Source organism: Blastococcus xanthinilyticus (assembly GCF_008124835.1).
Lineage (GTDB): Bacteria > Actinomycetota > Actinomycetes > Mycobacteriales > Geodermatophilaceae > Blastococcus > Blastococcus xanthinilyticus.
Genome location: NZ_VNHW01000007.1, coordinates 127,616 through 144,814, shown reverse-complemented (window position 1 = coordinate 144,814; position 17,199 = coordinate 127,616). Strand labels below are relative to the sequence as shown.

Sequence of the window (17,199 nt, the reverse complement as noted above, 5' to 3'; positions counted from 1 at the left end):
CCGACCGAGCGTACGGCGGCGCCCCGTCGGGGGGAGGCGGGTCTGCCTCGCCGGGGTGACGTCAGACGGCCCCGCGGCCGCGGTGCATGGCCGCCCGCCCGGTCGCCGCGATGCAGCCCCGGAAGGTCGGCCGCCGGCGAGCCGGCCTCGCGTGCCGGGCGGCGTCGCCCGCCGCCGGTCGCGCGGCGGACGGCGGTACTCCACCACGGTGCCCGGTGGCCACGGGGGGAGCGAAGCCCGCCGCGCCGTCGCGCTGCTCCCGCGCGTCCGGGGCGCCGTGTCCGGCCCGGGCCGCCTCGGCCTCGGCCTCGGCGAAGCAGACGCTGCGGCCGATCACGACCGCGGCCACGACCGCGACGAGCACCCACACCGTGAGGAGGATCAGCACCCAGCTCATGGGCTCTTCCTTGGGTATCGCCGGCCCGGGGGCCGGATCCTGTGTCGGGGGTTCGCGGCGCTGTTCCGGCCCCGTGACCGGCTCACTTCCCTCAAGTGTCCCCCGGCATGCGCCGGAGTCCGTGACGGAACCGCATCGGTTGCGTTGCGGTTCGCCGGCGGGAGAGGGCTACCGCTTCTGGACGTGCCCCGAGCCGCCGTGGCTCACCGGCAGCGTGCCGCCCCGCAGCCGCCGTTCGAGCGGCTTCTCGACCACCGTGTAGAGCACGTAGGCGCTCGCGACGGAGCCGACCAGGGCCAGCAGCGAAGCGCCGATCGCGCCGGCGACCGTGCTCGGCTCCAGCAGGTAGTCCACCACCCGGATCACCAGCTGGTGGGTCAGGTAGAAGGCGAACGACCACTCGCCGAGCTTGACCAGCACCGGGTGGCGGAACACCGACGGGCGGCCGTCGAGATCGGCCTGGGCGGCGGTCGCGATCACCAGGGCGAAGGGGATGAAGGGGATCGCGACCCAGATCAGGTAGGCCGGGGCCGGGATGGCGATGGCGTAGGCGACGGCGACCAGCGCGAGCGCGACCGGGAGCCCGAGCCGGATCCGGCCGCCCTGCTTGATCCACAGCGCGATCAGGATGCCGAGGCAGAACTCCCACAGCCGCTGCACCGGGAAGATGAAGATCGCCCAGTCGGCCACCGTCGCGCCGTGGGTGAGCGGCGCCAGCACCACCGGCGGCACGATCACCAGGGCGGCGAGCACCCCGGCGGCCCACCACCGGGCCCGGCCCGACAGCCGCAGCGCCCCCACGATGAGCAGCGGGAACAGGGCGTAGAAGAACATCTCGCACGAGATCGACCACGTGACGCCGTTGCCGGCCCAGTAGTACTCGCTGTCCGGGAACCACGCGTGCAGGCCGAGGAACTGCGGCGCCATGTGCCGCAGCAGCGACCCGGTTTCCTCCGGGTTGGCGATCGCGTTCAGCGGGATGAACGCGAGCACCGCCACCCAGTACGCCGGCGCGATGCGGGCGAACCGCCGGCGGTAGAACGGGCCCACCCTGTCACCCGCGCGGTGCGTCCAGGTGAGCACGAAGCCGCTGAGGATGAAGAAGAAGCTCACCCCGGCTGCGCCCGGCTCGAGGTAGGGCTCCATCTGCCGGTAGTACGGCGTGAACTCGAACGTGGCCAGCGTGTGCGAGACGAACACCAGCAGCGCCGCCACGAAGCGCAGCCCGGTCAAGGAGTCCAGCCGCGGCACCCGTCCCGCCCGCGGCTGGTCCGAGGGGGAGGCGCCCGAGGCGGAAGACGGGCCGCGGCGGGCGGGGTTCGCCGCGGCGCGCCGGTCCGGCTGGCCCCCGCCGCTCTGCCGGGTTCCCGACGTCGCGCCGGAGCGTGGCGTCGCCATCCTCACTGCCCTCCACGCACGGAAAGCGTCCGGCGCTGCTGGGCGAGGCTGCACCGGGTAAAGATCATCCACTCGAATATAGGGGCGCGACGCCATCGGCGCTGGTCGGCGAGGGCAGCATCACGTGAACGCTGCGTTACCCCGATCGTGGGCAGCGGTCCCAGCGGTCCCAGCGGGCACGCGGCATCGATGGGTACGCTCGGGTGTCCGCTCGTTCGGGTGGCCGGAGCCGGCCACCGCAGTGCCGGGCCCGGATGTGCTCGGGGCGCCGCATCGCCCACTGCCCCGCGAACCCGTGCCAAGAGGAAGTGCTGTGACGCGAGGCCGCCGCCGGATCCCGCTCGCCCTGGCGGTGTCGGTCTCGCTGACGCTCGCGGCCTGCGGTTCCGACGACCCCCGCCCGTCCGGCAGCGACCCCACCGTCGCCACCGCGGAGCCGCCGTCCACGCCGATCGAGACCACCGAGGTCCCGCGGTCGGAGCTGGACCCGGTAGCGACCGACCAGTTCTCCACGTCGCGCAGCACCTCCTCGGCGCCCACGACGTCGCCGACCCTGGACGACCCCCGGCGGCCCGACCAGGTGTGGAGCTACGACGACGGCACCCTCTCGGCGTGGAGCGAGGTGCACGCCGCCCGTCCCGAGCAGGTGCGCGTCGTCGACGAGCCGGTCCGCCCGGGGTACGAGCACTCCGGGGCCTTCAGCGCCCGGCCGGGCGACTTCACCTTCGGCGTCGACACGACCATCCGCGGTGAGGTGCGCTCGACAATCGAGGAGGCCGGCTCGCCCGAGGAGGGCGACGTGCAGTGGTACTCGTGGTCGACGTACTTCCCCGAGGACTTCCGGTGGGACGGCCGCGACGAGTTCCTGATCTACACCCAGTGGCACCAGACGGCGAACACCGGCTCACCGAACATCGACCTGTGGGTCACCGACGGCGACCAGCCTGAGCTGCGGATGTCGGTGCGCGGCGGGGTGCTCGGCGAGGAGCGGGTGGAGCACACCGCCGTGTACGACCTGGGCCCGCTGGAGCGGGGCGAGTGGCTCGACCACACCGTGCGCATCAAGTGGTCCACGGACCCCGACGAGGGCAGCACCCGGGTGTGGATCGACGGCGAGCAGGTGGTGGACGCCGCGGCGGCCAACCTCTACGAGGGGCAGAGCGCCTACCTGAAGCAGGGCATCTACGCGGCCAACAACACCCGCCGCGAGCACACCGTGTACTTCTCCGACGCCCTGCGCGGCGATACCCGCGAGGCCGTGGCCCTCGAGCCGGCGGCGGACTGAGCGGCCCGTTCCACCGTCGAACAGGCGTGTGACTGCGCGTCGGAAGCGTGAATGCCCTTCCGGCCAGGAGCGACGCGGCTCGTCGAAGATCGCACGGGTCCACCCCGGACGGGCGTCCGGCGGCCGGGCGAGGCCGGGTGCCGCAGGTGACTGCATCCGCCTCGGGCAAAGGAGGCGCTGACCAGCAGGTTCGAGTTGTCGATGCAGGACGTTCGCGGTACCTTTCGAACACACGTTCGAGTAGCGAGTCGACCCAGAGGAGGGCGTCATGGGTCTGGACGACGGCTTCCTCCCCGTCCCGGATGCTGGCACCTTCCGGCTCGGCTGCCCGACTCCGACTCCGACTCCGACTCCAGCGCCTGCTCCGCCCGCGGCGGCCGGCCGGGACGCGGCCTCGGCTCTGGCCGCGGAGGCGACGGCCGCACGAGCGGCCGAGCGCGAAGCAGCCCGGCAGACGTCGTTGGAACTGCCCGACGACGTCGCTGCCGTCCTGGCCGGCGCCCTCGAGCTGGCCGGGGTGAATCCTCTCGACGGCTCACCTGCCACCCAGGCGCCGGTGTTGCTGGCCCGGATCCGCGGGCTGAGCCAGCTGCAGAACGTCATCGAGGCCGCTGTGGCCCAGACCGTCCGGGCCGCCGAGTGCGCCAGGCCGCGGAGTTCGACGGGCACAAGACGATCAAAAGGTGGATGTCGGGGCACCTGAACGTCGCCGCCGCCGCCGCCCGGCTGACGAGAGCCGGACGGACGTTGGAGCAACTGCCGCGGTGGTCCGAGGCCGCCCGTGCCGGCCGGGTCACCCCCGATCAGACCGCGGTCGTGGCCAAGGTCGCCACCCCGGTCCGGCTGGCCGCCGCGGCCGAGCTCGGCGTGGACCTGTACGGAGCGGACGGCGTCGACGCGACGCTCCTGGCCTGCGCGACCGGCGACCATCCCGAGACGCTGCCTGCCGTGGTCGGGCGCATGCTGGACTGGATCGACCCCGACGGGCCCGAACCCGACCCCACCCGACGCCGGGAACTGCACCTCACCCCCTCGGCCGGCGCCGAGGGTGGCGGAACCTTCCACGGCCACCTCGACGCCGCCGGCTACGAGAAGGTCGCTACCGCGCTCACCGCCTACCAGCAGGCCGGCCGGGTCGCCGACGACGACCGCAGCCACGCCCAGGAGATGGCCGACGCCCTCGTCCAGCTCGCCGACAACGCGTTGGCCGCCGCCGACACCCCGATGCTGCGCAAGCACCACGCGCAGGTCGCGGCCACCATCTCCGCTGAGGACCTGCTCGACCCGGACGTGATCGCGGGCGCCGCTCGGCTGGGATCAGGTCAGCGGGTGTCCAACGAGGTGGCCCGCCAACTGGCCTGCGACTCGATCATCACCCGGGTGCTCTTCGGCCCCGACGGCATGCCGCTGAACATCAGCCGTACGCAACGGCTCGTGCCCGCACCCATCCGCAAGGCGGCCGACGCCCGCGACGGCGGCTGCGTGTTCGCCGGCTGCTCCGCTCCGACCTGGTGGTGCGACGCCCATCATGTCCAGGAGTGGATCGCCGACCACGGCGAGACATCGGTGGCCAACACAGCGTTGCTCTGCGAACGCCACTCGCACCTTGTGTCCACCACGGCTTCTCCATCGCCTGGGACCCGGTCGCGAAACGCTGGCGCACCTACCGCGAAGACGGCACCGAGATCATCGTCGGCTACCCACGCGGAGAACCGGTCCCACGCGAATAGCCGGGCGGATCAGATGCCCTCAGAACGCAGTCGCGTGAAGCGGATCCCGAGCAGACCCGACCGACTCGTACGCTCTGCCATCGCCCGCTCCAGTCCGGAGATCGGCGCGCCTGCTGAGCCTCGGGCCACCGTCTGATCGGCTGGCAGCCCCGGTGCTACTGCGCCGCGGACGCCGGGGAGCCCAGCGGGTTCTTACCGGTCGGGGCGTCGTCGGGCAGGTCGGCCTCCGGTACGTCGTCGGCACCGGGCGGCGGCGGCTGCGGCACCACCCGGACGGCGACCAGCCAGCTCACCAGCGACATGGCCGAGGCGGCGATGATCAGCCCGGCCATCAGCCCCGCCCGGCCCCACACGGCGGTGAGCGCCACCGGCAGGAACACCGCCACCGGCGCCACCGCCAGCCGGACCCGGAGCGCCACCTTGGTGTTGCGCGAGCCGCGCAGCGCCAGCAGCGCCCCGTGGGTGATGCCGAACAGCACCATCTGCAGGCTCACCGCGGCCACCAGCCAGCCCGAGCCCCACGACTGGCCGAACAGCGCCTCGCCCACGCCCTGCGGGAGCAGCAGGAGGACGGCGCCGTAGACGACCGCCACCCCGGCCAGCGCCAGCGAGGCGAACCGACCGATGCGCAGCGCGGCCGCCCGGCCGCCGCCGGAGTCCACCGCGTTCGCCACCATCGGCAGGCAGATGACGCTCGCGGCGGCCACGGTGATGTTGAGCGGGCCGTTGGCCACCTGGGCCGCCTTGAGCGAGCCGAGCAGCGCGGTGCTCGCCACCAGCGGCAGCACGAACACGGTCAGCTGCCCGGAGCCCGAGGAGAGCGCGAAGTCGCCGAGCAGCGGCCCGGAGACCGGCCACATCGCCCGCAGCCGGGCCCGCAGCCGCAGCGGTTCGCGGCGGAGGCGGAAGGCGGCGAGACCGATCACGTCGGCCAGCAGCGCGCCGAGCACCCACAGGGCCAGCACCGCCGCCGTCCCCGAGATGGCCCCGGTCATGGCGAGCACCGTGGCCACCACCATGACCACCAGCCAGACGCCGTCCAGCAGCACCGCCCGGCCCGGCCGCTGCTCCAGGAACCCGATGTAGCGCAGCGCGTCCTGCAGCAGCAGCACCGGCAGCCCGAGGAAGAAGACGACCCAGGCGGTGTCCAGCGGCGTGGCCAGCAGGAGCAGGCCCACCGGGATGCCGAGGGCGCCGACCAGCGTCGCCGACGCCGCGGCGACCAGGTGGACCGGCGCGCCCTTCAGCACGTTCGTCCGGGTGATCAGCAGCGGGTCCAGGACGGCGGCGCGGGTGCCGCCCAGCAGCAGCCAGTAGATGCTGTAGATGATCGCGAACTCACCGAAGACGCTGGCGCTCACGTTCGAGGCGATCGACACCGACAGCAGCATGTTGCTGGCGCTGGAGATCGCCTGGTCGGCGAAGGTCGCCGCCTTGCTGGCGAGCTTGCCGCCGCGCAGCGCCCGGCCCACCCGGCTCAGCATCGGCCGGGCGCCCGGGACGGCGGGAGGGGGTCGGGCATCCGCGCTCAGCCGGCGCGGCGGCCGAGTGCCCGGTAGGTCCAGCCGGCCGAGGTCCAGGCCGTCCGGCTCAGGGCGTTGCGGCCGTCGAGCACCCGCTTCTGCCGCACCACCCGGCCGAAGGCGACCGGGTCGAGCTCGCGGTACTGCTTCCACTCGGTGAGCACCAGGACGGCGTCGGCGCCCTCGGCGGCCTCCTCGGGGGTGGCCGCGTAGTCCAGCTGCGGCCACAGCCGGCGGCTGTTCTCCACCGCGGCCGGGTCGGTCACCCGCACCACCGCGCCCTGCAGCTGCAGCTGGGCGGCGACGTTGAGCGCGGGGGAGTCGCGGATGTCGTCGCTGTCGGGCTTGAAGGCCGCACCCAGGACGGCGACCCGCTTGCCCAGCAGCGAGCCGTCGAGCACCTCGCGGGCCAACTCCACCATGCGGATGCGCCGGCGCATGTTGATGTTGTCGACCTCGCGCAGGAACGTCAGCGCCTGGTCGGCGCCCAGCTCCCCGGCGCGGGCCATGAACGCGCGGATGTCCTTGGGCAGGCAGCCGCCGCCGAAGCCGAGCCCGGCGTTGAGGAACTTGCGGCCGATCCGGTCGTCGTAGCCGATCGCGTCGGCCAGCAGCTTCACGTCGGCGCCGGTGGCCTCGCACAGCTCGGCCATGGCGTTGATGAAGGAGATCTTGGTGGCGAGGAAGGAGTTCGCCGCGGTCTTCACCATCTCGGCGGTGGCGTAGTCGCTCTCCACCTTCGGGGTGCCGCGCTCGACGATCGTGGCGTACACCTCGTCGAGCAGCGCCCGCGCGGTGTCGCCGTCCGCGCCGGCCGGCAGGCCGTAGACCAGCCGGTCGGGGTGCAGGGTGTCCTGGACGGCGAAGCCCTCGCGCAGGAACTCGGGATTCCAGGCGAGCAGCGCGCCGGGCACCTTCGCCGCGACCAGCTCGGCCAGGACGGCCGCCGTCCCCACCGGCACGGTGGACTTGCCGACCACCAGCTCGCCGGGGGCGAGGACGTCGAGCAGCGACTCGACCGCGCCCTGCACGTAGCGCATGTCGGCGGCGTACTCGCCGCGCTTCTGCGGGGTGCCGACGCAGACGAAGTGCACCGCCGCACCGGCGGCGTCGGCGAAGTCGGTGGTGAAGCGCAGCCGCCCGGTGGCCAGGGTGCGCTCCAGCAGCTCCTCGAAGCCCGGCTCGTAGAACGGGGCCCGGGCCTGCGACAGCGACTCGATCTTCGGGGCGTCGACGTCGATGCCGACGACGTCATGACCCAGCTCGGCCATCGAGGCGGCGTGCACGGCCCCCAGGTATCCGCAGCCGATGACCGAGATCTTCACGCAGTGCTCCAGGGTTCGATCGGGGTGTAGAGGCAGGTCGTCGGCCCGCGCGTCGTGCCGCGGGCCCCCGCCATGGTCGTGCACGCACCGCCCGCCTGGCCAGCCGGGAGGCGCGGAGAAGCCGAGAAGTGGTCCGAGCGGGGGCCGGACCACCCGTCCGGGTGTGTCCTGCGTCATGTGGGGGACGTCGTCCGGCCGGGCGGTGGCGGGTGCGTGGCATTGTCGGTGGCCCGGCCGCGTGTCACGCTGCGCCGGACCGAGCGGGAGTCGTACAGCCGTGCCGTGCGGCTGCGGGGCGTGGAGGGGGCCGTGGTGGGCGATGCGCTGACCAGGACCATGCCGCGCACCGTGGCCCTGTGCGTGCTGGCCGTCGCCGTCCTCACCGCCGGGGCGGCCTACCAGCCGGTGCCGGTGCTGCTGCTCGTCGTCGGCGTCCCGGTGCTGGTGTGGGGCGTCCAGCACCCCAAGCGGTTCGTGGCGCTGGCGATCCTGGGGTGCCTGTTCAGCAAGTCGCTGGCCCAGGTCAGCGGCATCCCCCCGGTCGACTACCTCGACGAGGCGTCGATCGCCGCGTCGCTGCTGGTCTGCCTCGGGCCGCGGATCCTCCGGGGCCAGCCGATCCGGACGTTCCCCGGCTTCGGCTGGTTCACCCTGTTCGGGGTGCTCGGCATCGTCAGCGGCCTGGTCGCGAACGTGCCGCTGGTCGTCCTCGCGTCCGGCTCGGCGCTCGCCCTCAAGGGCATCCTGCTCGCCCTGGCCGTGGCCCAGGTGCAGTGGAGCGCCGCGGACGTGCGCCGGCTGGCCAAGGGCGGCGTCGCCGTCATGCTCTTCATCATCGCCTGCTCCCTGGTGAACCTGGCCATCCCGCAGACCTGGCAGGGCCTGGTCGGCAACATCCCGCAGGTCAGCTACCGGGCGGCCATCCCGTCGCTCATCGGCCCGTTCGTGGAGCCCGGGACGCTCGGCATCATGTCCGCGCTGGGCTTCCTCGCGCTGGTCGCCTGGAACACCACCATGGGTGGCACCCGCTTCACCTGGCTGATGTCGGCCGGCATGGCGCTGGTCGCGGTCTTCTCCTTCCGGCGCAAGACCTGGCTCGGGATGATCGGCAGCTTCCTGTGGCTCAGCTCGCGGGCCGGCCGGTCGGGCGTCTTCGCCACGGCGGTGGCCACCGTCGCCGGCATCCTGGTCGTGTTCTGGTCCACGCTGCTCACCGCGCTGCAGGGCATCGTGGCCACCTACTTCGACCAGTCCGAGGGCACCGCGGCGCGCACGCTCATGACCAAGGACTCCTTCTTCGTCGCCCTCGACCACTTCCCGCTGGGCGCAGGATTCGGCCGGTTCGGCTCGGACACGGCCTCGGAGTTCTACAGCCCGCTGTACCTGGAGCGCGGCTACCAGAACGTCTGGGGCCTCTCCGAGCGCACCGGCAACGCGCTGTTCCTCACCGACACCATGTGGCCGGCGATCCTCGGCGAGACCGGCATCCTCGGGCTCCTGGTGTTCGTCGCCGCGCTCGTCGCGGTCTTCCGCCGGCTGCGCCGGCTGTCGCGGGACGAGGCCCCCATCGCGCGCTGGCTCGGCCTCACCGGGATCGCCTGGATCTTCCAGTACCTGCTCGAGTCGACCGGCAACCCGGTATTCGTCTCCCCGCCGTCCTACGTCCCGCTGTTCCTCCTGATGGGGCTGCTGGGATCGTTCGGTGGAAAGACACCCGGGGGCCAGGCGGACCGGACGGACGACGGTCAGCCGGCCGCCGAGCCGGCTCCGGACGGCGGTGCCGACGTGGCGCAGGTCACCAGAACCGCGGCCGTTCGCTGACGAAGCTGACACCAACCGGCGAAATGTGGCCCACGACGACGGCTGCGGCGCCGACTCCCCTTACGCTTCGGGGGTGTCGTCAGAAGGGGAGCTCACCGAACCGGCAGGTGGGACGGCGGAACTCGCCGCCGCGCTGCGAGGCAGGCGGGCACTCCTCGTCGCCTCGACGGGAGGGCACCTCGCGCAGATCGTCCGGTGGGCCGAGCGGTTCGAGCTCCGGTCGGATTCGGTCTTCGCCACCTTCGAGTCCGAGCAGAGCCGCTCGCTGCTGAGCGGCCGGCCGGTCGTCACCCTCGACTACGTGCCGCCCCGCGGCCTGCGCCCGGCGATCAGCGCCGCCGTCCGGCTGCACCGGGAGACCCGCCGCGAGCGCTTCGACGTCGTCCTGAGCACCGGTGCCGCGGTCGGCATCTCCGCCTACGCCATCGCGCAGCTGCGGCGCCTGCCGATGGTCTACATCGAGAGCGTCTCCCGCTTCGACGGGCCGTCGGCCACCGGCCGCATCCTCGAGAAGCTCCCGCGGATCCAGCGCTACAGCCAGCACGCCGCCTGGGCCGACCGCCCCGGCTGGCGGCAGGGCCCCTCGCTCCTCGACGACTACACCGTCGTCCCCGCGGCCGGGCCCGCCGCCCGGAACGGGGAGGGGCGCAGCATCTTCGTCAGCCTCGGCACCATCAAGCCGTTCCGCTTCGACGCGCTCGTCGACGCCGTGCGGGACCGGATGCGCCCGGGCGACACCGTCACCTGGCAGCTGGGCGTGACCACCCGCGACGACCTGCCGGGAACGGTGGCCGGGGAGCTGCGCTCCGAGGACTTCGACCGGCTCGTGGCCGGCAGCGACGTGTTCGTCACCCACTCCGGGGTCGGCACCCTGCTGCGGGCGCTGGAGCTGGGGGTGCGGCCGGTCGTGGTGCCGCGGCTGGCCGAGCGCGGCGAGCACGTCGACGACCACCAGGTGCAGGTGGCCCGCGAGCTCGACCGGCGCGGGCTGGTCCTGCTGCGCAGCCCCGGCGAGCTGACCTCGGCGGACCTCGACCCCTCCGGCGTGGCGATCCGCCGATCCGGGGACGCGCCGGCGTGACCGGCTCGCCACGCCCCGCCCTGCGCGTGACGCAGATCGGCAACGCGTCGGGGGGTCCCGGCGGTGTCTCCTCCGTGGTCCGCACGACGAGCACGTGGGCCGACGACGACCTCGTGGTCCGGGAGTGGCCCTCCTACTGGCACGGCTCCCGTCGCCGCACCGTCGCCGCCCTCGCCCGGACGACGGCGAAGGCGCTGTTCAGCAAGGTCGGGCCCACCGACGTCTGGCACTTCCACCTGACCCAGGAGGGCTCCTTCCTCCGGGAGGGGCTGCTGCTGTGGATCGGCCGCCGGCGCGGCGTCTGCTGCACCGCCCTGGTGCACGGCTCGCACTTCGTGGCCTTCGCCGAGGCGAACCGCCGGCTGGCCGGCCGGGTGCTGCGCCGGCCCGCGGTGGTCTTCGTGCTGACCGAGCCGGCGTCGGAGATGGTGCGCTCGCTCGGCGTCCCCGCGGTGCGGGTGGCCAACGCGGTGCCGATCGCCGACGAGCCGGTCACGGCGGGCCGCTCCGGCTTCGTGTTCGCCGGTGAGATCGGGGAGCGCAAGGGCGCCGACGTCCTCCTCGAGGCCTGGGCCGCCGCCGGCGTCGAGGGCCACGAGCTCGTGCTCCTCGGCGACCTGGCCCGCCGCTTCCGGCTGCCCGACCCGCTCCCCGACGGGGTGGTGGTCCAGGGCCCGGTCGGGCCCGACGAGGTGCTCGCCCGGCTGCGGACGGCGGTGGCGCTGGTGCTGCCCAGCCGGGCCGAGGCGATGCCGATGATCATCCTGGAGTCGATGAGCCTGGGCACGCCGGTCATCGCCACCGACGTCGGCCAGATCGCCGAGGTGGTCGACTCCACCGGCCTGGTCGTCCCCCCGGCCGACGCCGCGGCGCTCGGGACGGCGATCCGCCGGCTGGCCGACTCACCGGAGCTCGCCCGCCGGCTGGGGCAGAGCGCGTGGGACCGGGTGCGGACCCGGCATTCGAACGATGTGGTCAAGGGGACGTTCGTGGCGCACTGGGCCGCCTGCGTCTCCGCAGCCCGACCGGGTGACAAGCCCCTGCCGGATCCGCCGGACAGTACCTAGCCTGACTGAACTGGGAACTGCTCGGTCCGCCCGGACCGCGGCCGTTCCCGCACGGCACGACCACCCGCAGCCCCGCGCTGTGCACGTCGGAACACGGGAGACGAGGACGTAGTGGACTTCAGAGACACCATGGCGGCATTCCGGGCCGGGTGGTTCCTGCCCGTCATCGGGCTCCTGCTGGGTGGGGCGGTCGGCGCCGCCACCGCGCTGGCGATGACGCCCACCTACACGTCCTCGACGCAGCTGTTCGTGACGTCGACCGACGCGACGTCCACGACCGCCGCCTTCCAGGGCAGCCAGTTCTCCCAGAACCGGGTGGCCTCCTACGTCCAGCTGATCACCAGCGAGCGGCTCGCCGTGCAGGTCATCGACGCCGGCGGATTCGATCTCGACGCCGACGAGGTGCAGCAGCGCATCGACGCCTCGGTGGTCCCGGACACGACCGTCCTGGACATCGTCGTCACCGACACCTCGCCGGAGCGGGCGCAGCAGCTGGCCGAGGCCGTCGCCGCCGAGTTCGCCGACCTGGTCGACGAGGTCGAGGCCACCACCACCACCCCGGTCGAGCCCGACGTCGAGCCGGTGACGACCGTCCCGGTCAAGGTCACCGTCCTCGACAGCCCGGAGATCCCGGAGGACCCGGCCGCGCCGAACCTGTACGTGAACATCGCCGTCGGCGTCCTGATCGGGCTGGTCATCGGCCTCCTGCTCGCCTACGCCCGGGTCCGGATGGACCGGTCGGTCCGCGACGCCTCGGTGGCGGCCGCCGCGGCGGGGGCGCCGGTGATCGGGACCATCACTCGCGACCGGTCCCTCGAGGACGAGCACGTGCTCGGCCGGCGCAGCCGGTCGCGGAACGCCGAGAGCTTCCGGCAGCTGCGCACCAACCTGCAGTTCCTCGACGTCGACACCCCGCCGCGGGTGATCATGGTGTCCAGCGCGGTCGCGGCGGAGGGCAAGAGCACGCTCGCCGCCAACCTCGCCGTCGCCCTGGCCGAGGCGGGCCACCGGGTCACGCTGGTGGAGGCCGACCTGCGCCACCCCCGGGTGGCCACGTACCTCGGCCTGGTCGACGGCACCGGGGTCACCAGCGTCCTGTCCGGGGCCGCGGACCTCGACGACGTCCTGCAGAGCTACCGGGACGGCACGCTCTCGGTGCTGCCCGCCGGCAAGGTGCCGCCCAACCCCAGCGAGCTGCTGGCGTCGGCCCGGCTGCGCACCCTGGTCGACCGGCTCCGTGCGGCCAACGACTTCGTCATCGTCGACACCCCACCGCTGCTCCTGGTCGCCGACGGCGCCGCCGTCGCGCCCGCCATGGACGGCGTGCTGCTGTCGGTGCGCACCGGCCGGACGCGGCGCGACGAGCTCGAGCAGGCCGTCGCGCTGCTCCGCCGCGTCGGGGCCCGGACGCTGGGCGTCGTCCTCAACCTCGCGCCGGGGTCGGCCCTCCCGGGCCGGGGCTACGGCTACCAGGGGGACGAGCCGACCGGCCCGGGCGCCGACGCCGAGCCCGCCCCGGTGCCCCAGCGGATGCGCCCGGCGGTGCCCCGGGGCGCGGTGGCGGCCGACGGCCGGTCGGCCGACGGCGCAGCTCACGGTGCCGCGGCCGACGGCGGAGCGGACCCCGCGGGCACGACGCGGGTCGGGCCGGCGGTCGCCGACCGGCCCGGGCGCACGTTGTGAGCTATCTCGCTCACGGTGCGTGAGCACCAGCTCCCGTTACGTACGGTTACGGATTGAGCCTGCCATTTGGGCGCGGAGCGGCTAACGTCGTGGGCTGACGGCTCGAGCGACCGGTGCGCCCGACTCGATTGTGCACACGTGATCACTCTGTGTGTTCGCGGGTGGGCGGCGTCCTGCGCGGGTCGTTCCAGACGACCAGACGCACCCAGGAGTTCGGCATCACTCTCCAGATCGCCCCCGGCGACACCACTCGGCACGCCCCCCCGACAGGGCGGGGGCGCCCCCGGTTCTCCCGGGTCCGCCGCCTGCGCGGCGAGGGCACCGAGGCGCGTCGTGCGTGGCGCTCGGCGTACGTCCGCAGCATCGTCCTCGGCGACGCCGTCTGCGCGGCTCTCGCGGCGGTCATCGGCTACTTCGTTCGCTTCGGGACCGACGTGGACGGGCAGCAGTACTCGCTCACGGCCGCGGTGCTCATGCCCGTGCTGTGGCTCGCGGCGATGCACATCGGGCGCACCTACGAGGAGCGCTACCTCTGGGTGGGCGCCGACGAGTTCCGCCGTGTGCTCGACGCCGCCGCCCTGCTGCTGGCCGCCGTCGCCGTGGTGGCCTGGGGGCTGGACCTCGCCGTGGCCCGCGGCTTCGTCGTCGTCGCCCTGCCGGTGGCCACGGTGCTGACGCTGCTGCTGCGCTACGTGCGCCGGCAGCGGCTGCACCGGGCCCGCATCGGCGGCGCCTTCCAGCAGACCACGGTCATCGTGGGGCACCGCGGCGCGGTGGCCTCGCTGCACGCCCAGCTCGACCGCGCGGCCTACCACGGCTACCGGGTGATCGGCTGCTGCCTGCCCGACGGCCGGCTGGCCGACGGCCCCACCGACTTCGACGGGCTGCCCGTCCTCGGCGGCCTCACCGAGGTGCTCGACGTGGTGCGCCGGTACGAGGTCGACACCGTCGCCGTCATGCCGTGCCCGGAGCTGGACGGGCCGGAGCTGCGCCGGCTCGGGTGGGCGCTGGAGCAGACCGAGGCGGAGCTGCTGCTCGCCCCGGCCGTCACCGAGGTCGTCGGCCCGCGGGTGGCCATCCGCCCCGTCTGCGGCCTGCCGCTGCTGCACGTCGAGCGGCCCGAGCTGCGCGGCGTGCGCCGGCTGGGCAAGTCGGCGGTCGACGCCGGCCTGGCCGTCGGTGCGCTGCTGGTGACGCTCCCGCTGTTCCTCGGGATCGCGCTGGCCGTGAAGACGACCAGCCGCGGCCCGGTCTTCTTCAAGCAGACCAGGGTCGGCCGGGACGGGCAGACCTTCTCCATGCTGAAGTTCCGCAGCATGGTCACCGGCGCCGACCGCATGGTCGAGGTGCTCGAGAACGACAACGACGGGAACGGCGTCCTGTACAAGCGCAAGGCCGATCCCCGCGTGACGCGGATCGGGCGGGTGCTGCGCCGCTACTCCCTCGACGAGCTGCCCCAGCTGCTGAACGTGCTGCGCGGTGACATGAGCCTCGTCGGCCCGCGGCCGCCGCTGCCGAGCGAGACCGAGCGGTACGGGTTCGACATGCGCCGGCGCTTCCTGGTCAAGCCGGGCATCACCGGGCTCTGGCAGATCAGCGGCCGCTCCGACCTCTCCTGGGACGACTCGGTGCGCATCGACGTCCGCTACGTGGAGAACTGGTCGCTCAGCTTCGACATGATGATCCTGTGGAAGACCCTCGGGGCCGTCATCCGAGGCCGCGGCGCCTACTGACGAACCCCGGCGTCCGGCGGGACGCCCCGGCTCAGCCGGCGGCGTCCTGCCACAGCGCGCGGATGTCGGCGTACATGGACCGGGCGTCGAACCCGGCCTGCCACGTGGCGTAGGCCGCCGCGGCCATGGCGTCGCGCAGCTCCTCGCCGCCCAGCAGCAGCCGCAGGTGCTCGGTCAGGGCGTCGACGTCGCCGGGCGGCACGAGGTAGCCGTTCGCGCCGGAGGTGACCAGCTCGGCCATGGCGCCCACCGGCGTCGTGACGGCCGGGATGCCCCGGCTCATCGCCTCGATGACCACCATCGGCAGGCCCTCGGCGTGGCTCGGCAGGGCCAGCAGGTAGGCGTCCCGCAGCAGCTCCTGCGCCGCCGCCCGGGGGAGCGACCCCGCGTAGCGGACGCGGCCGGGGCGGGCCCGGACGGCCTCCTCGACCTGCGTGACGACGTCGGCTTCGGCCGGCGGACCGGCGAGCACGAGCTCGGCGTCAGGGACGTCGTCGAGCCGCTCGAACGCCCGCAGCAGCTCGGGGACGCCCTTGCCCGCGTCCATCCGGCCCAGCAGGAGCACCCGCTTGGTGCGGCCGGCCGGCCACGGGGTCACCGGCGGCGCGCCGTCGGCCACGCCGTTGTGCACGACGTGCACCCGCTCCTCGGGGACGCCGAGCTCCTCGATCACCAGGCGGGCCCAGGGCTTCCCCAGCACCACGACGTAGGCCGCGCGGCCGAAGAACTGCTCGACCCGCCGCATGGCGGCCGGCGAGAGCGTCTCCAGGAAGCCGCGGTAGCCGGCGCCGTGGAGGTGGATGCCGTAGGGCAGCCCGCGGCGCGCGCAGACCGCGGCGACCGCCAGCTTCCGCCAGGTGCTGCCGCGGGAGGCGACGTGCAGGTGGGCGACGTCGGCGCGGGCCCGGCCGGCGGTCAGCAGCGAGCGGGCGAAGGCGCCGGCCCGCTGGGGGGCCGACCCGAGGCCGCCGGAGTCGACGACCCGAAGGTCGACCGGGGCCTCGCTGAGCCGGTTCTGCGCCTCCAGCTCGGCGACGACCGAGGCCATGCCGCCGGGCTGGGCGCCGGTGGGGCCGACGCTCAGGACGCGCATGGCGCCGTCGTGGTCGTGGTGGGCAGGGGCCGGCGGGCTGCGGAGCTCATCGGCCGGCGACCTCGTCGAGGGCGGGCAGCGTCCACTGCTCCCCGAGCCAGGCGTCGAAGTCGCGCGGCTCGAAGGGGAGCACACCGCCGCCCGGGTACGGCGTGTACTCGCTGAACCAGATCGTGCCGTCGATGCTGTAGAGGTCGACCCGCATGAAGTCGAAGGGGCGGCCGAGCACCTCCGCGGCGTGGTTCAGCGCGGCCAGGTTCTCCGGCGGCGGGCCCGGCTCCCCGCTGCCCAGGGCGGTCGCCACGTGCAGCGGCTTCCAGTCGGCGCTGTAGAAGGTCCGCGAGTGGTCCTTGGTGAACCGGCCGGTATCGACCGACACCGCGGCGATCTTCCCGTCGAAGACCAGGTACTTGTAGTCGTCGGGCGGCGTGACGCCGTCGCCGATCGCCTCCTCGATCACGAAGAGCGGCCGAGCCTCGCTGTAGGCCCATTCGCCGAGCAGGACGCTCTGGTCGTCGCGCAGCCAGGTGCGCGTCGCCGCGATCATCGCGTCGTCCACCGTGTCCGAGGCGCGGCCGAACTTCACCAGGCCGCTGCGGTGGTTGGGCTTGAGCACCCAGGGGCGGTCGAAGGTCCGGCCGGCCACCTCGCGGAGGTCGTCCCCGGACCAGAACGTCTCCGGCACGGAGATGCCGGCCTCCTCCTGGACCAGTGCCGCGTGGTCCTTCATGGCCAGCTTGTCGCAGGTCCACTCCAGCAGCGGCCGACGGTCGTGCAGGATGCGCCAGTTGATCTTCTCGCCGAAGGTCTGCGGATCGCGCAGCCGCGGGAGCCGGCCGTGCCCGGCCAGGTACAGGTACCGGCGCCGGGTCGGGAGGGGGAGCAGTCCGGCGATCCTGCGGTGGGCCGGCTGGAAAACGTGTCGGAGGCTCTCGTTGAGGCCGCTCCGGGGCATCCTGACCCCTTCTGGTGTGCGACGCGGGCACGCCGGCTGGTGTCTGCTCTCGGGCGCGGAATCCGGCGCCCGGTGTCCCGGCGAGCGTAGTACCCGGCGGTCGGCCCG

The 17,199-nt window shown here is 73.7% G+C and carries 13 protein-coding genes; 7 read left to right on the top strand and 6 right to left on the bottom strand.

Annotation, left to right across the window (positions count from 1 at the left end):
• Window positions 1-61: 61 nt before the first annotated feature.
• The gene (locus BD833_RS12480) at window positions 62-397 is read right to left on the bottom strand and encodes a hypothetical protein (protein ID WP_166533460.1); all 336 of its coding nucleotides are present in this window, start codon (window positions 395-397) and stop codon (window positions 62-64) included.
• 168 nt (window positions 398-565) lie between these two features.
• The gene (locus BD833_RS12475) at window positions 566-1,795 is read right to left on the bottom strand and encodes an acyltransferase family protein (RefSeq protein ID WP_166533459.1); all 1,230 of its coding nucleotides are present in this window, start codon (window positions 1,793-1,795) and stop codon (window positions 566-568) included.
• A 313-nt stretch (window positions 1,796-2,108) separates the two neighbouring features.
• On the opposite strand from BD833_RS12475, the gene BD833_RS12470 reads away from it, so the two are divergent.
• On the top strand, window positions 2,109-3,080 hold the full coding sequence (locus tag BD833_RS12470) for a polysaccharide lyase family 20 protein (RefSeq protein WP_166533458.1): 972 nt from the start codon (window positions 2,109-2,111) through the stop codon (window positions 3,078-3,080).
• Window positions 3,081-3,719: 639 nt separating this feature from the next.
• Window positions 3,720-4,946: an HNH endonuclease gene (locus tag BD833_RS12465; RefSeq protein ID WP_166533457.1), complete on the top strand. Its 1,227-nt coding sequence runs from the start codon at window positions 3,720-3,722 to the stop codon at window positions 4,944-4,946.
• 19 nt (window positions 4,947-4,965) lie between these two features.
• Here the strand turns inward: BD833_RS12465 and BD833_RS12460 are convergent, their stop codons facing one another.
• Both BD833_RS12460 and BD833_RS12455 read right to left on the bottom strand, forming a co-directional pair.
• On the bottom strand, window positions 4,966-6,294 hold the full coding sequence (locus tag BD833_RS12460) for an MATE family efflux transporter (RefSeq protein WP_166533456.1): 1,329 nt from the start codon (window positions 6,292-6,294) through the stop codon (window positions 4,966-4,968).
• Between the two features lie 44 nt (window positions 6,295-6,338).
• Window positions 6,339-7,658, bottom strand: a complete 1,320-nt coding sequence (locus tag BD833_RS12455) for a UDP-glucose dehydrogenase family protein (RefSeq protein WP_166533455.1) — start codon at window positions 7,656-7,658, stop codon at window positions 6,339-6,341.
• A gap of 282 nt (window positions 7,659-7,940) precedes the next feature.
• Here BD833_RS12455 and BD833_RS12450 point away from each other — a divergent pair, with 282 nt between their 5' ends.
• The 5 genes from BD833_RS12450 to BD833_RS12430 all read left to right on the top strand — a co-directional run bounded on the left by BD833_RS12450 (window position 7,941) and on the right by BD833_RS12430 (window position 15,043).
• Window positions 7,941-9,479: an O-antigen ligase family protein gene (locus BD833_RS12450; RefSeq protein ID WP_166533454.1), complete on the top strand. Its 1,539-nt coding sequence runs from the start codon at window positions 7,941-7,943 to the stop codon at window positions 9,477-9,479.
• A gap of 73 nt (window positions 9,480-9,552) precedes the next feature.
• Complete coding sequence (locus BD833_RS12445) at window positions 9,553-10,560, top strand: glycosyltransferase (protein ID WP_166533453.1); 1,008 nt, start codon at window positions 9,553-9,555, stop codon at window positions 10,558-10,560.
• The gene (locus BD833_RS12440) at window positions 10,557-11,627 is read left to right on the top strand and encodes a glycosyltransferase family 4 protein (RefSeq protein ID WP_166533452.1); all 1,071 of its coding nucleotides are present in this window, start codon (window positions 10,557-10,559) and stop codon (window positions 11,625-11,627) included. Before BD833_RS12445 ends, BD833_RS12440 begins: the two co-directional genes overlap by 4 nt.
• A gap of 111 nt (window positions 11,628-11,738) precedes the next feature.
• A complete protein-coding gene (locus BD833_RS12435; protein ID WP_166533451.1) occupies window positions 11,739-13,310 on the top strand; it encodes a tyrosine-protein kinase domain-containing protein in 1,572 nt (523 codons plus the stop codon).
• A gap of 149 nt (window positions 13,311-13,459) precedes the next feature.
• A complete protein-coding gene (locus tag BD833_RS12430) occupies window positions 13,460-15,043 on the top strand; it encodes a sugar transferase (RefSeq protein WP_243737625.1) in 1,584 nt (527 codons plus the stop codon).
• Between the two features lie 31 nt (window positions 15,044-15,074).
• Here the strand turns inward: BD833_RS12430 and BD833_RS12425 are convergent, their stop codons facing one another.
• Together BD833_RS12425 and BD833_RS22725 are read right to left on the bottom strand one after the other, a co-directional pair.
• Complete coding sequence (locus tag BD833_RS12425; RefSeq protein WP_166533450.1) at window positions 15,075-16,136, bottom strand: glycosyltransferase family 4 protein; 1,062 nt, start codon at window positions 16,134-16,136, stop codon at window positions 15,075-15,077.
• 46 nt (window positions 16,137-16,182) lie between these two features.
• Window positions 16,183-17,091 (bottom strand): ATP-grasp fold amidoligase family protein, encoded by a 909-nt coding sequence (locus tag BD833_RS22725; RefSeq protein ID WP_208092625.1) that lies wholly within the window; start codon window positions 17,089-17,091, stop codon window positions 16,183-16,185.
• Between the last annotated feature and the right edge of the window lie 108 nt (window positions 17,092-17,199).

What these genes read in the sequence shown, in the direction of transcription:
- BD833_RS12480 (WP_166533460.1), bottom strand. Translation starts at nt 397, where the DNA reads ATGAGCTGGGTGCTGATCCTCCTCACGGTGTGGGTGCTCGTCGCGGTC.
- BD833_RS12475 (WP_166533459.1), bottom strand. Translation starts at nt 1,795, where the DNA reads ATGGCGACGCCACGCTCCGGCGCGACGTCGGGAACCCGGCAGAGCGGC.
- BD833_RS22725 (WP_208092625.1), bottom strand. Translation starts at nt 17,091, where the DNA reads ATGCCCCGGAGCGGCCTCAACGAGAGCCTCCGACACGTTTTCCAGCCG.
- BD833_RS12460 (WP_166533456.1), bottom strand. Translation starts at nt 6,294, where the DNA reads ATGCTGAGCCGGGTGGGCCGGGCGCTGCGCGGCGGCAAGCTCGCCAGC.
- BD833_RS12425 (WP_166533450.1), bottom strand. Translation starts at nt 16,136, where the DNA reads ATGCGCGTCCTGAGCGTCGGCCCCACCGGCGCCCAGCCCGGCGGCATG.